Genomic DNA, 15856 nt, shown 5'->3' with positions numbered 1-15856 from the left:
TATTAATATTCATCCCAAGAATTTATGGATAGTTTATCCATAGATAAATTACAAAAAGCTTGTATAAAAGCTTTTGCCAAGCGCGTATTAGTTAGTAGAGGAATATTAAAATCTACGGAAAAACGTCTTATCGCATAATCATTATCTAACTCGAATTTACTTAAATTTTTAGGAATATTGATAATAAGATCGAATTTTCTATCTTTGATCAAGTCAATTACATTAGGATATTTTCTTTCATTTGGCCAATGAACTCTTATTGATGGGACTCCACAATCGGAAAAAAAATTATTTGTTCCTTCTGTAGCAAATAATATATATCTTTTTTTATGCAAAAGTTTAACCATATTTAACAAATCTAATTTAGAATCCATCGGACCACTAGATATAAGAATATTCTTTTTTGGAATAGTATAACCAACAGAAAGCATAGATTTTAAAAGAGCTTCATCAAAGGAATATCCTAAACATCCTACTTCTCCCGTTGAAGTCATATCTACACCTAATATAGGATCTGCATCTTTTAACCTAGAAAAAGAAAATTGAGAGGCTTTTATCCCTAAAAAATTAGTAGTAAAAAAATTAGGATCCTTTTTCTTTTTTTTCTTTCCAAGAAGTACTTGAGTTGCGAGTTCTATCATATTGAACTTAGATATTTTTGATACAAAAGGAAAACTCCTAGAAGCTCTCAAATTACATTCAATTACTTTTACTTCATTTTCTTTAGATAAAAATTGAATATTAAAAGGTCCAGATATATTAAAATATTTTGCTATTTTATTAGATATACGTATGATTTCCTTTAATGTAGATAAATATAAATTATGTGGAGGATATACCAAAGTAGCATCTCCTGAATGAACTCCAGCAAATTCTACATGTTCTGATATAGCATAATATAATATCTCTCCATTTTGAGCAACAGCATCTAATTCCATTTCTTTGGCATTTCTAATAAACTCTGTGATCACCAATGGATGATCCACCGATTTTTTATTACGAATAAGATAGTGCTGTAGTTCTTCATAATTGGAAATAACATTCATATACGAACCTGAAAGAACATAAGAGGGTCTAACTAATATAGGATAATCTACTTCTTCTACAAACTGATAAATACTATCAAAATCTGATAATTCTTTCCATCTAGGTTGTCCAATACCTAAAAGATCCATAGCGTTAGAAAATTTATATCTATTTTCCACTTGATCTATAGAAATAGGAGATGTCCCTAGAATTTTTACTCCTTTTTGATAAAGTTTTAAAACTAAGTTATTGGGAATTTGTCCTCCCATAGATACTATTGTTCCTTTTGGATTTTCTAAATCAATAATATCTAATACACGTTCTAAAGTAATTTCTTCAAAATATAAACGATCACAAACATCAAAATCTGTGCTAACTGTTTCTGGATTGTAATTAATCATTATTGATCTATAAGATTCTTTATTAATAGTATTTAATGTATTTACACAACACCAATCAAATTCAACACTACTTCCAATTTTATAAACACCAGATCCTAAAGTAATTACAGATTTATAATCTTTTTCATAAATAACGTCATGTTGAATTGAATGGTAGGTTAAATACAAATAATTTTTATCTGATGTATATTCAGAACCCAAAGTATCAATTTTTCGAACATATGGAATAATTCCTTTTTCTTTTCTATATTTTCTTATTTTTTCTTCCATCGCATCAATATTATCTTGATCCTTATTATCAATAATAAAAAGGTTAGCAATTTGCATATCAGAAAATCCTTCTTTCTTAGCTTGACGTAATAATTCATCTGGAATATCCCTCCAATCGTTATAAGAAGAAATCTCTTTTTTTGTTTGAAATATGTTATCTAACTGGTATAAAAACCATGGATCTATCTTTGTAAGATCATGTATTTCTTTTATAGAAATTCCTTTTTCGAAAGCTTCTTCTAAAAATAGAATTCTTTGATCAGTTGGTTTTTTCAAAAATTCCTTAAGTAAAAGAGTAGATCCAATTTTTTTTTTAGAATTTATGAATCCTAGCATTCCAATATCTAACATTCTAATTCCTTTTTGTAAGGCTTCTTCAAACGAACCTCCAATAGCCATAACTTCTCCTATACTTTTCATACTACTTCCAATTCTATTGGAAATACCATAAAATTTATTTAGATCCCACCTGGGAATTTTACATACTACATAATCTAATGCGGGTTCAAAAAACGCATAAGTTTTTTTATTCGAATTCTTTAATTCATGCAATCCATATCCTATAGATAATTTTGCAGAAACAAAAGCTAATGGATAACCAGTTGCTTTAGAAGCAAGAGCACTAGAACGAGAAAGACGTGCATTCACTTCAATAACACGATAATCTTCCGATCTAGGATCTAATGCAAATTGAACATTACATTCTCCAACTATCTCTAAATCCCTAGCTATATGGATAGCTAAATTTCTTAAACCATAATATTCTGAATTTGTTAAAGTCTGCGAAGGAGATACCACAATACTTTCCCCAGTATGAATTCCTATAGGATCAAAGTTTTCCATATTGCATACTGCAATACAATTATTATATTTATCTCTAACTATTTCATATTCAATTTCTTTCCATCCTTCTAAATATTCTTCTACAACAACTTGAGAAGAGTAATCGAAAGCTTTACGGACGATTTTCTTTAAATCATGAATATCTTTGGCAAACCCACTACCTAAACCTCCAAGTGTATAAGAAGACCTAATTATAATAGGAAACCCAATCTTTAAAGAATAGGATATGGCATGATCCATGGAATGGACTACAAAGCTTTTTGCCGTTTTTATATTAATACGACTTAACCGATTTCGAAATAGATTTCTATCTTCACTGTTCATTATAGATTCAATAGATGTTCCTAAAACTTGAATTTTATATTTTTCTATAATTCCTTCTTTAAAAAGTTTTATTCCACAATTTAATGCAGTTTGTCCTCCAAAAGAAAGAAAAATTCCTTTTGGTTTTTCCTTTTCAATGACGTTTTTTATAAAAAAAAAGGTGAGAGGTAGAAAATAAACTTTGTCAGCAACTTCTTTCGAAGTTTGAACAGTTGCGATATTTGGATTAATCAATATAGTATAAATTCCCTCCTCTTTAAGAGCTTTTAAAGCTTGTGTTCCAGAATAATCAAATTCACCAGCTTCTCCTATTTTTAATGCACCTGATCCAAGTATAAGTATTTTATCTATTTTCATTTCATACTATCTATTTTTGTAATTTTCTTGAAGATCCAATCAAATTAATAAAAAAAATCGAATAAAAATTCGGTATCGGTCGGTCCACTGGATGCTTCTGGATGAAATTGAACCGAAAAAAAAGGTTTAAAATCATGAATGATTCCTTCGCAAGTGTTATCATTTAAATTTTTAAAGAATATCTTCCATTCTCTAGAAATATTGGTAGTGTCTAAAACATATCCATGATTTTGGGATGTAATAAAATTTTGTCCTGTTTCTATAAATACAACCGGTTGATTATGTCCTCTATGTGCATACTGAAGTTTATAAGTATATCCTCCTGCAGCAATACCCAAAAGTTGATTTCCTAAACATATCCCAAATATAGGTCGTTCTTTTTTCATAGCAATACGAATATAGGAGATAGGTTTTTCATAAATATGGGGATTTCCAGGTCCATTAGAAAGGACTAGTCCATCATATTCTTCCTTCGTAAAATCATAATCCCATGGGACCCTTATTATGGTACAATTTCTTCGCAATAAACAACGTAAAATATTATTTTTTAATCCAAAATCTACAAGTAATATTTTATATTTTCCATTTCCATATATGATTTTTTTAGAGGTAGAAACTTTTTTAGAAAGATTCTCTTTATTAGGATCATAAAAGGGAATATTTTCTTGTTCCATTATTAAAATTTTACCTAACATGGATCCTCCTTTATTTATAAGTTTTTTTGCAATAAATCTAGTATCTATCCCATATAATCCAGGAATTTCATTTTCTTTTAACCAATCAGATAAAGTCGTATACATATTCCAATGATACGGACGGTTGGAATAATATGAAATAATCAGGCCGGATACTTGAACCTTATCAGATTCGTAAAATTCATGGATAGATTCTTTAGAAGATGGAGCAGGAATGCCATAATTTCCTATTAAAGGATAAGTATAAGTCAAAATTTGACCTTTGTAAGATGGATCCGTCATACTTTCCGTATATCCGGTCATAGCAGTATTAAATACTACTTCTCCGGAAGAGGAAACTGGAGCTCCAAAATGATAAGCTTCATACTTAGTTCCATCTTCCAATATAAGCATAGCCTTTTTACTCCTATTATTTTTTTTCATTTTTTATATATATGATAAGGCCTTTTTTAGTTTTTTAATAAATAATTTTATATGACTTAGGTTGATACTAAGTGGAGGTAGCAATCGTAATATATATGAGTTATTGGATGTTCCTACAAATACTTTTTCATTGTAAATTAAAATATTTTTTAAATCATCAATAGGAAAATCAAATTCTAACCCTAACATAAGTCCTCTACCACTTATTTTTTTTATTTTAGGAATCCTACGCAATTCGTTTAATAGTATTTCTCCCATTTTTTTTGCATTTTCAATTAAATTTTCTTTGAGAATAATTTTTAATACAGCAATACCAGCTACACAAGCTAAATGATTTCCACCAAATGTAGTTCCTAACATTCCGTAATATGGTTTAAATTTAGGATGGATAAGAACCCCTCCTATGGGAAATCCGTTTCCCATACCTTTAGCAATCGTGATTAAATCTGGTTTTATAGAATATAATTGGTGAGAAAAAAAAGATCCAGTTCTTCCATATCCACTTTGAATCTCATCAATAATAAAAATTGTGTCATATTTTATACAAAGTTCCCAATATTTACGAAAATAATTTAAACCAGGATCTATAATTCCAGATACCCCTTGTATTCCTTCCGTGATTAAGGCACAAATATCACCATTTTTTAATTCCTTTTCTAAGGAATTAAGATCTTTATAATCTACAAATATAGTTTTATGTTGCGTATTAAAAGGAGATATAATTTTATGATTATCCGTTACGGATAAACTACCGCTCGTTCTTCCATGAAATGCCCCTTTAAAAGCAATAACTTTTTTTTTTCCTGTATGAAAAGAAGCTATTTTCAATGCATTTTCATTAGATTCAGAACCAGAATTGCAAAGAAATAACGAATAGTTTTCATATCCTGAAATACAGCCAAGTAAATAGGCTAATTCTTTTTTTTGAGAAATAAAAACACTATTTGAATAATAGGATATCTTATGAATTTGTTCTGTTAAGGATCTTATATAATATGGATGAGAATGACCAATGGAAATGACTGCATGTCCTCCATAAAAATCTAAATACATATGTCCTTTTTTATCAAAAACATAGATTCCTTTACTCTTGGTTAATTCTATATCTAAAACTGGATAAACGTCAAATAGTTCCATTTTTTTTTCTATTAAAAACGAATGGATTTTAATTTTAAACCACAAGTTTCATCTAAATTAAATAAAAGGTTCATATTCTGTATAGCTTGTCCAGAAGCTCCTTTTATCATATTATCTATAACACTTATAACAATCAGTTGATCCTTTTCTTTAAGAAGATGCAAAATACACTTATTGGTATTTACCACTTGTTTTACATCAACATTTATGTTCGATATTTCTACAAAAGGATGATTTTTATAATATTCCTTATATATTTCCTTATTTTTTTCTAAAGAAAAACTAGAATAAGTATATAAAGTAACTATAATTCCTCTAGAGAAATTTCCTCTATAAGGAATAAGATAAATTTCCGAATGGAAATTATTTTGCATTTGAAGAATAGTTTGTTTTACTTCTTGTAAATGCTGATGTTTAAATATTTTATAAGAAGAAATATTATTATTTCTCCAGCTAAAATGATTTGTATCGAGATTTCTTTTTCCAGATCCTGTGGAACCAGTTATTGCACTTATATGAATATCATTTTTTAATAATTTTTCTTTAGCTAAAGGTAAAATAGCTAAAAGAATAGCTGTAGAAAAACATCCTGGATTAGAAATATTACTAGATTTTTTAATGATATCTTTCTGTAATTCTGGTAATCCATAAATAAAATTTCTATTTCTGAAAACTGAATGATTTATAATTCTAAAATCTTGATTAAGATCAATTACTTTTATACTTTCGGATATATTTTTTAATTCTTTGATAGATTGTCCATGGCCGGAACATATAAATACTACATCAATTTTTTTGCTTAAGGAATCAGTAAACTTCAAATCATCTATTTCTCCTAATAAATCTTGATGTACCGAATGAATTAATTTTCCTGGTTTACTTCTGCTAACCACACTATTAATCCTTGCTTTTGAATGATTAATTATTAATCTAATTAATTCTCCCGAAGTATATCCAGTACCTCCTATAATTCCTATTTCAATCATTATTTTTTTTTATTTTTATTTAAATTATGATACATTTTCATTTGATTACTCAATATTTTTGTAAATCCTTTAACATCTTCTGCAGTCCAAGAATAATTCATTTCTCCGTACTTAGCCATATTAGATTCCATTAAATCAAATTTAGATTTAATTCCAATTAAGTGAAATCTATAAGGATGTAAAATTATATATACGGTTCCAGTAAGTCTTTTTTGGGTACTTGTTAAAAACATTTCTATATCCCGCATGACAGGATCTAAATATTGAGCTTCATGAAGTAATATTCCATACCAATTGGATAATTGTTCTTTCCAATGAAGTTGCCATTTTGTAAGAATATGCTTTTCCAATAAATGATGTGCTTTAATAATAATAATAGCTGCAGAAGCTTCAAATGCTACTCGCCCCTTAATACCTAAAATAGTATCTCCTATATGTATCCCCCTTCCTATAGCAAATTGAGAGGCAATTTTTTCAATTTTTAGGATATTTTTTATAGCTTTTCCCTTTTCTTTATTAACACTTACTAATTCTCCTTTTTCAAATTCTAATTCTAGATTTTCACTTTTTTTTCTACTTAATTTAGTTGGATAAGCCTCATCTGGAAAATCTTGATAAGAAGTTAAAGTTTCTTTTCCTCCTATACTAGTTCCCCAAATTCCTTTATTAATAGAATATTCTGCCTCATTCCAACAAATGGATATACCACTATTTCGTAAATATTGAATTTCTTCAGTTCGGGAAATTCTTAAATCTCTTATTGGGGATAAAGTAATTTTATCTGGACAAATAATTTGAAAAGCTATATCAAATCTAATTTGATCATTTCCTGCTCCTGTACTTCCATGAGCAATTGCTTTTGCCTTAATAAAAGTCGCATATTGTGCAATTTTAATAGCATGAAAAATTCTTTCGGAGCTTACTGAAAGTGGATATGTATTGTTTTTAAGAATATTTCCAAATATCAGATATTTTATGCAATTTTGATAATAATCTTCTATAGCATCGATGGTTTTGTGGGATTGAGATCCAATATTTAAAGCTCTTTCTTCAATTTTTTTCAATTCTTCTTCTTTAAATCCTCCTGTATTAATAATCACCGTATGCACATTGTATCCTTTTTGTAGAAGATATTTTAAACAATAAGAGGTATCTAATCCACCACTATAGGCTAAAATAATTTTATCCCCACGAATTAAATTATCTATGTTTTTTTTTTGAACGTTTTTATCTTCATAAGATGATTCAGATGGTTTATATAAAAGACCTGTACAAAGACACATATTTCTTTGATTTCTGGTTAATATATCGAAGTTAGCACAACTTTTACATCCTTTCCAAAATTCTTCTGAATTAGTTAATTCACTAAAAGAAACAGGATTAAAACCCAATTTTGTATTCATTTTAATCACGGAATGGCTGGTGGTAATGCTAAAAATTTTAGAATTTGGAAATTTTTTTCTAGAAAGTTTAAATATTTCAATTTTTATAATATTTGCTAATCCTTTTTTTCTAAATTCAGGAAAAACAATTAAACCAGAATTAACAACAAATTCTTTATTTTGATAAACTTCAAGGTAAATAAAACCTGCAATTTTTCCATTATAGAAAGCCATTACGGCATTTCCATTAATCATTTTTGATTTAATATATTCTGGATCTTTTTTAGCAATACCAGTTCCTCTAATTTTTGCGGATTCTTGGATTTTTTTGCAAATTAAGGAAGCATATTTTGTATCCTCTTCATGAGATACTCTAACTTTTATTCTCATCTTAAAAAAAACCAATAACTACTAAAAAAAAATGTAATTTATTGATTTATAAAAAAGTGAATTCATAATATTTACTTTATTATTTTAAGTGTAAATTTAATAAAGTCTTATTAATTAAGTTTTAATTCAAAGCAAAATCTAACCCTTTTATTTTTTCCAACTTTTTTAAAAAACTGGAATTAATGTCAACTCCATACTTTTTTGATTCAAAATTTAAAGAAATATGATTTTCCTTATCATAAAGAAGAATATTCAGCTTTTTATATCCTATTGGTTGTTCAGAAAATAATTTTTCTAGATCATTAATAATTATGCTATCTAAGTTTTTTATATTTATCCTAATTACCAATTTATGGGAAAATTTTTTTAAAACATTTTGTAGACTTTCGATATGAAATATATGTATTTTTCGTTCTTTAGAGGGTTCCATAAAAATATATAAATATAATAGGCTATTACTAAATAGTAAATGTTCATACTTTAAATATTGTTGTCCATAAATACGAAATAATTTAGAAGAATGATCATCTTCTAATAAAAAAATTCCATATTTTTTTCCACTTTTGATATATATTTTTTTTTCAATTTTAGATAAAATTCCACATATATATATTTTTTTTCCTATAAGTTTTTGTTCATTTTTATTTAATTGGTCTAAAGATATATTTGTAAAATATTTTCTTTCATAAAAATAATCATCTAAAGGATGTGAAGTCACATAAATTCCCAATACTTCTTTTTCTTTATATAATTTATATAGATTACTCCATGGTTTACATTCAATAATCCTGGGTTTTTCTATTTCCATATTTTTTTTGGAAATATTATTTATTTTGTTTATTTTCTTGTATTTAGATCCAAATTGAATGATTTTTTCTAAAATACTTAACTTACTTTTTTCTTCAAAGTGGAAATACTGTTCTCTACGTAAATGGAATTGATCTAATCCTCCAGATAAAACTAAACTTTCTAAAGTTTTCTTATTCACTATACGTAAATTAATACGTTTGACCAGATTAAAAATAGAAGTGAATGGTCCATTTTTTTTTCTTTCCTGAACAATCATTTTTACAGAATTTTCTCCTATACCTTTTATTCCTCTAAGACCGAATTGAATACAATTTTTATCTTTTACTTTAAAAAAATCATCACTTTCATTAATATTGGGACCTACAATCGATAGATCCATACGCTTACATTCTTTTATAAAGTAAGTGAGCTGTTTAATATTGTCCATGTGATTACTTAATACAGAAGCCATATATTCACAGGGAAAATGCGTTTTAAGATAAGCTGTCTGAAATGCTATATAAGCATAACAGGTAGCATGAGATTTATTAAAAGCATAGCAAGAAAAATACTCCCAATCTTTCCAGATTTTTTCTAATATATTTTTGGGATATCCTTTTTTAATAGCTTGATTAAGAAACTTATTTTTCAATTTATTTAGTTCCTCTTTTTGTTTCTTTCCCATAGATTTTCTAAGTAAATCGGCTTCTCCTTTGCTAAAACCTGCTATTCTCTGGGATATTAACATAACCTGTTCTTGATATATAGTTATCCCATAAGTTTCTTTTAAAAATTCTTTCATTTCTGGTAAATCATAGGTAATCTCTTCTTTTCCCTGTTTTCTGGAAATAAAGTTAGGAATGTATTGTAATGGTCCAGGTCGATATAATGCATTCATTGCAATTAAATCATCAAATTTATCAGGTTTAAGTTGGCGTAAATATTTCTGCATTCCTGGAGATTCATATTGAAAAATAGCTACGGTTTCTCCTTTTTGAAAAAGAGAATAAGTCTTTAAATCTTCTATAGAAAATGAAAATTCTGTAATATTGATGTTTTTTTTTATAAGATTCAAGGAATCTTTAATAATAGTAAGAGTTTTTAATCCTAAAAAATCCATTTTTAATAATCCAGCATGTTCTACTACATTGTTATCAAATTGTGTTAACAATAAATCGGATTCTTTAGAAATAGAAACTGGAATATATTCTCTTATATCGTATGGACTGATAATGATTCCACAAGCATGTATACCCGTACTTCTTATAGATCCTTCTAATTTTTTTGCTTTTTGCAAAATTTTTCCCTCTAAAGTTTCTTCATTTTCTGCAATTTTTCTCAATTTTTTGATATTTTCTATTTCTTCCTTATTTCTATTTTCTAATACTTCCGAAGATAAAATAACTTTTAATGATAGAAAATTAGGTACCATTTTTGCTATACGATCTGTATCTTTTAAAGATAAATTTAATACCCGAGCAGTATCTCGAATAGAAGATTTCGCCCCCATTTTTGAATATGTAATGATTTGTGCAACTTTATTTTTTCCATATTTTTGTACTACCCATTCAATAATATTTTCACGTCCTCGATCATCAAAATCAATATCAATATCTGGTAAAGATATTCTATCTGGATTTAAAAATCGTTCAAAAAGAAGATGATATTTTAGGGGATCTATTTCAGTAATACCTATACAATAGGCAACTACAGATCCAGCCACAGACCCTCTTCCAGGTCCTACTGAAATATTCATTTTTCTAGCTTGAGAAACTAAATTATGAACAATCAAAAAATAACCAGGATATCCAATTTTTTCAATGGTTTTTAATTCGAAGTGAATTCTTTCTTCTATTTCCTTAGTTATATTTTTATAACGTTTTTTAGCCCCTTCATATGTAATACTTCTTAAAAAAGAATTTTCCCCTACTATATCTACTCCATTTTTTTTATCTAAAGGAATTTCAAAATTTTTTGGTATCTGAAATTTTGGAAGTAATATTTTTTGTGATAGATTATAAAATTCAATTTTACTGACTAATTCATCTAAGAAATCAAAAGATTCTGGAATATCTGAAAATATTTCTTTCATCTCTTCTGTACTTTTGAAATAAAATTCTTTATTGGGAAATCCAAATCTATACCCTCTTCCTATACCTATAGGAGTTGATTGTTTTTCTCCATTTTTTACGCAAAGCAAAATATCATGAACATCAGCATCTTTTTGATCTAAATAAAAAGTATTATTTTGTATAATGTACTTTACATGATATTTTTCTGAAAATTTAAGTAGTATCCTATTAACATAGTCTTCTTCTTTTAATCCATGACGTAATAATTCTATGTAAAAATCTTCTTCGAAAAGTTCTTTCCACCATAGAAAAACCTTTTCTGCTTTTCTTTCTCCTTGATTAAGAATAATCTGTGGAATTTCTGCATTGAGATCTCCGGTAAGAGCAATTAAATTTTCCTTATATTTTTCAATCAAATTTTTTCCTATTCTAGGAATTCCACCATAAAGGCCTTCTAAAAATCCATAAGAACAAAGTTTGGATAAGTTATGATATCCTGCTTTATTTTTAGATAATAGAACTTGATGATAACGTTTATCCGGTATTTCTTTAGTAAACTTTTTCTGTAAATAATTTTCGGAAATAAACATTTCACAACCAATAATTCCTTTTATGGATTTTTTCAATGAAGCATATTTTTTGTTGACAGAATGAATGATATTTAAAAAATGGAAACTCCCCATCATATTTCCATAATCTGTTATTCCAATAGCAGGCATATTACAGGATATAGCTTTATTTATCATGGAAAAAAGATCCATAGTTGAAAAAAAGAATAGAAAAAGAAGTATGATTATGAATATGAGAATATTTTTTTTTTTTAATTTTTCCTTATTATTAATTATTTTATTTTCTATTTTTTTTTCTGTATTTTTTTTGGGATTATTATGGGGATTTAAAAAAACTATAGAGGAAGAAATAATAGTTGGAAAAGATTCTCGAAAATTTTTGATGATGGATTCATCTATTCCAATATCATTATAGGATATAATTCCAATCCGTAAAAGTTCTAAAAAACAACGAGAGGTTGCTTTTACATCATTTTCCGCATTATGATGAAAATTAGATAAATCTATTCCAAATAATTTATAGTATAATTCGGTTAATGTAGGCCATTTAAATTTTTTTCTAATACCAGGTAATTTGCAATAATTAACAGAAACTTCTTTAGTATCTAAAAATTTCTTTTCAAGAAAAGAAATTTCTTTTTTCATTCTAAAAAATTCACATTCAATAACTTTTCTATCAAAATCCAAATTATGTCCAATTAAACATTTAGATTTTTCAAATGATTTCTTAAATTGATTCAGCACAAAATCTAAATTTTTTCCTTCTTTTTCTGCTCTTTCATTAGTAATTCCATGAATTTTAAAAGCATTATAAGGAATATCATAACCATCCGGTTTTATAATAAAATTTTTAAATTCTATTATTTTTCCTGAAATATCATGACATTGCCATGCTATTTGTACTACTCTTGGCCAATTATCGGAATTGGTAATAGGAAGATTATAGGAAGAAGGTAATCCTGTAGTTTCGGTATCAACAATAAGATACATTATTTTTTATTTTACTATTTATTAGTTTATAAAATCAATCAATTTACACTATCATAATGAATTTTTGGAATAAGTTTTTTTATAATATATCAAAATAAAAGAAAAAATCAAAAATTTTATGTTCTGAAAAATTATTAGTTTTGTATTCCTAAACAACCTAAACAATAGGCCTAATCATAGTGGATATTTTGAATGTATACTATTCCTAGTATAATATTAAATATTAATTAGTTAGGTTTTTTTTATAAAAAATATAAAAATATATGTCTAATCAAACAGAAGAAACTAAAAAAAAACCTACTCATTCATCTGATAGGATCAATAGTAGTGATAGAAACATAAAATTGAAATATCAGGAAAAAGAAAAAAGTTTCGATTGGACAAAATACGAAACTCATTTAAATAATGAGATAAAAGAAGAAAGAAAAAAGTGGGAAAAAATATATGAAGAAACTTTGCCAGATATCCATGAATTGGAAATATATAAGGGAATTGTTACAAATATTATGGATAATCATGTTATTGTAGATATAGGATTCAAAGCGGAGGGGTCAATTCCAATTAGAGAATTTAAAGAAAATTTGAATTTTGAAGTAGGAAGTAATATGGAAGTTATGATTGTTAAAATGGATTATAAAGGGCAATGTATTCTTTCCTATCAAAAAGCAAAAACGTTAAGAAATTGGCAAAAAATTAATCAAGCATATACAAAAGAAGAAGTTATTTTAGGTTATGTAGCTGCTAGAACTAAAGGGGGCTTAATTGTAGAAATTTTTGAGATTGAATGTTTTTTACCAGGATCGCATATTAATGTTAAACCTGTTCGAGATTATGATACTTATGTTGGGAAAACAATGGAGGTAAAAGTAGTTAAAATTAATAAAAAAACAAAAAATGTTGTCGTATCCCATAAAGTTTTAATAGAAAGAGATATTGAAGAGCAAAGAAAAGAAATGATTTCTAAATTAGATAAAGGTCAAGTTTTAGAAGGAAAAATAAAAAATATTCTTCCTTATGGTGCTTTTGTAGATCTAGGAGGAGTCGATGCTTTATTGCATATTACCGATATGAGCTGGCATCATATTAATCATCCTACAGAAGTAGTTCAATTAGAACAGGAATTAAAATTTGTTGTTTTAGGTGTAGATAAAGATAAAAATCGTGTACAACTAGGGTTAAAACAATTGCTACCTCATCCTTGGAATTCTTTGGATGAAAAATTAAAAGTAGGAAGTAAAGTAAAAGGTAAAGTTAGTGTTTTAGCTGATTATGGGGCGTTTGTAGAAATTATTCCAGGTGTAGAAGCTTTATTGCATATTAGTGAAATGTCTTGGTCCTCCGATTTGTCTTCTACACAAGATTTTGTACAAATAGGAGATGAATTAGAAGCTATTATATTGACTATAGATCGTCAAGAAAGAAAAATGTCTTTGAGTATAAAACAACTTACTTCAGATCCTTGGATCAATATTCATAATAAATATCCTATAGGATCAAAACATATGGGATTGATACGAAAATTTACTAATTTTGGAGTTTTTTTAGAATTGGAAAAAGGAATATCTGGAATTATTTATACAAAAGATCTTTCATGGATTAAAAAGATAAAACATCCTTCTGAATTTTGCAATATTAATGATCAATTAGAAGTAATTATTCTTTTTTTAGATTTTCAAACTAGAAAATTAAATTTAGGGCATAAACAATTAACGGAAAATCCATGGGATAAATATGAAAAAATTTATTATGTAGGGAGTATTCATAATGGAATGATAGAAAATTTATTGGATAAAGGAGCCTCTATTCAATTTAGTGATCAAGAAATAGAAGCATTTGCACCACTTCGTTCATTAGAAAAAAAAGATGGAAGTATTCTTAAAAAAGGAGAAAAAATTAATTTTAAAGTTGTCGATCTTAATAAAGAAACTAAAAAAATTGTAGTTTCTCATACAGCGATTTATCGTGATAGAGATCAAAAAAAAGAAAAACGTATAAGAAATAGAAAATTCGAAAAATCTACTCTTGGAGATATTGTCGGATTAGCTAAATTAAAAGAAAAAATAGAAAAAGAAAAAAAGTAAAAAAAGGAAATTTCAATATTAAAAATGGAAACACACCCTATTGCAGAAAAAAAAGGATGGAAAGTAGGAAAAGATTTACCAGTATGGGCTAATAATGAACTGTATTTAACTACAATTAAAGGTGGATATTTATTAGATGGAGAAACTCCTTTTGAAGGATATAAAAGGTTGGCTATCAATGCTGCAAAAATTCTTAAAAAACCAAATATGGAAGAAAAATTTTTTAAAATTCTATGGAGAGGATGGCTCATTCCTTCCACTCCAGTTATGGTTAATTTAGGAACAAAAAAAGGATTGCCTATTAGTTGTTTTTCTGGACGGATTGGTGATAGTATGTATGAGATATATAGAAAAAATTTAGAAATGGCTATTTTAAGTAAACATGGAGGAGGAACTTCTTATGATTTTAGTATAGTTAGACCTATTGGAAGTCCTATAAAAAATGGAGCATTAGGATATTCGGATGGGATTATTCCTTTTATTAAATCATACGATAGTACTATTATTGCTAGTAAACAAGGAAGTACAAGAAGAGGAGCTGTAGCTATTTATCTAAACATAGAACACAAAGAATATCCAGAATTTTTAAAAATAAGAGAACCTAAAGGGGATATTAATCGACAATGTCATAATCTTCATCAGGGAGCAATTATTTCTAATTCTTTTATGGATAAAGTTTTAAAAAAAAATGGACAAGAAAGATTATTATGGATCAATACCCTTAAAGAACGTGTAAAAACGGGAGAACCATATCTTTTTTTTAAAGATAATGCTAATAAAAATATACCGGATAATTGGAAAAAATATGGATTAAAAATACATCATAGCAATCTTTGTTCAGAAATTATGTTACCTACAGATGAAAGTCATACTCTTGTATGTTGTCTTTCTTCATTAAATTTATATAAATATGTAGAATGGAAAAATACTAATACCGTTTTTTATGCCATTTTATTTCTTGATTCTGTTTTACAAGAATTTATTAATAAAGGAAAAAATATTCGGGGGATAGAAGATTCTGTTCGTTTTGCTGAAAAAAGTAGAGCCTTAGGATTGGGGGCTTTAGGTTGGCATTCTTATTTACAATCTAAAATGATTCCTTTTATTTCCGTAAAATCTGA

8 protein-coding genes (1 of these 8 cut by a window edge) are annotated in these 15856 nt (G+C 27.1%); 2 read left to right on the top strand and 6 right to left on the bottom strand.

The window, feature by feature from the left end; translation table 11 throughout:
• Positions 1 to 2: 2 nt before the first annotated feature.
• The 6 genes from carB to dnaE form a co-directional block, all read right to left on the bottom strand.
• Positions 3 to 3221 carry a carbamoyl-phosphate synthase (glutamine-hydrolyzing) large subunit gene (carB, locus tag BLBCPU_RS01470; protein ID WP_014246233.1) on the bottom strand — a complete coding sequence of 1073 codons (3219 nt, stop codon included), beginning with the start codon at positions 3219 to 3221 and terminating at the stop codon, positions 3 to 5.
• 44 nt (positions 3222 to 3265) lie between these two features.
• A complete protein-coding gene (gene carA / locus BLBCPU_RS01465) occupies positions 3266 to 4339 on the bottom strand; it encodes a glutamine-hydrolyzing carbamoyl-phosphate synthase small subunit (protein WP_014246232.1) in 1074 nt (357 codons plus the stop codon).
• Positions 4340 to 4342: 3 nt separating this feature from the next.
• Positions 4343 to 5476: an aspartate aminotransferase family protein gene (locus tag BLBCPU_RS01460; protein WP_014246231.1), complete on the bottom strand. Its 1134-nt coding sequence runs from the start codon at positions 5474 to 5476 to the stop codon at positions 4343 to 4345.
• Positions 5477 to 5487: 11 nt separating this feature from the next.
• Positions 5488 to 6462: an N-acetyl-gamma-glutamyl-phosphate reductase gene (argC, locus tag BLBCPU_RS01455; protein WP_014246230.1), complete on the bottom strand. Its 975-nt coding sequence runs from the start codon at positions 6460 to 6462 to the stop codon at positions 5488 to 5490.
• Positions 6462 to 8234: an argininosuccinate synthase domain-containing protein gene (locus tag BLBCPU_RS01450; RefSeq protein ID WP_014246229.1), complete on the bottom strand. Its 1773-nt coding sequence runs from the start codon at positions 8232 to 8234 to the stop codon at positions 6462 to 6464. Before BLBCPU_RS01450 ends, argC begins: the two co-directional genes overlap by 1 nt.
• 121 nt (positions 8235 to 8355) lie before the next feature.
• A complete protein-coding gene (gene dnaE, locus BLBCPU_RS01445) occupies positions 8356 to 12654 on the bottom strand; it encodes a DNA polymerase III subunit alpha (RefSeq protein ID WP_014246228.1) in 4299 nt (1432 codons plus the stop codon).
• A gap of 263 nt (positions 12655 to 12917) precedes the next feature.
• On the opposite strand from dnaE, the gene rpsA reads away from it, so the two are divergent.
• Both rpsA and BLBCPU_RS01435 read left to right on the top strand, forming a co-directional pair.
• The gene (gene rpsA / locus BLBCPU_RS01440; protein WP_014246227.1) at positions 12918 to 14735 is read left to right on the top strand and encodes a 30S ribosomal protein S1; all 1818 of its coding nucleotides are present in this window, start codon (positions 12918 to 12920) and stop codon (positions 14733 to 14735) included.
• A 24-nt stretch (positions 14736 to 14759) separates the two neighbouring features.
• Positions 14760 to 15856, top strand: the 5' portion of a protein-coding gene (locus tag BLBCPU_RS01435) for a ribonucleoside-diphosphate reductase subunit alpha (protein ID WP_014246226.1). The gene runs 598 nt beyond the window's last position; the window shows 1097 of its 1695 coding nt (coding positions 1-1097); the start codon lies at positions 14760 to 14762; its stop codon lies beyond the right edge, outside the window.

The organism is Blattabacterium sp. (Cryptocercus punctulatus) str. Cpu, assembly GCF_000236405.1.
GTDB lineage: Bacteria > Bacteroidota > Bacteroidia > Flavobacteriales > Blattabacteriaceae > Blattabacterium > Blattabacterium punctulatus.
The sequence above is the reverse complement of the archived record's forward strand: the minus strand, read 5'-3'. Positions and strand labels throughout refer to the sequence as shown.

Coding starts and splice junctions, on each gene's coding strand:
- carB (WP_014246233.1), bottom strand. CDS start 3,221: ATGAAAATAGATAAAATACTTATACTTGGATCAGGTGCATTAAAAATA.
- carA (WP_014246232.1), bottom strand. CDS start 4,339: ATGAAAAAAAATAATAGGAGTAAAAAGGCTATGCTTATATTGGAAGAT.
- BLBCPU_RS01460 (WP_014246231.1), bottom strand. CDS start 5,476: ATGGAACTATTTGACGTTTATCCAGTTTTAGATATAGAATTAACCAAG.
- argC (WP_014246230.1), bottom strand. CDS start 6,462: ATGATTGAAATAGGAATTATAGGAGGTACTGGATATACTTCGGGAGAA.
- BLBCPU_RS01450 (WP_014246229.1), bottom strand. CDS start 8,234: ATGAGAATAAAAGTTAGAGTATCTCATGAAGAGGATACAAAATATGCT.
- dnaE (WP_014246228.1), bottom strand. CDS start 12,654: ATGTATCTTATTGTTGATACCGAAACTACAGGATTACCTTCTTCCTAT.
- rpsA (WP_014246227.1), top strand. CDS start 12,918: ATGTCTAATCAAACAGAAGAAACTAAAAAAAAACCTACTCATTCATCT.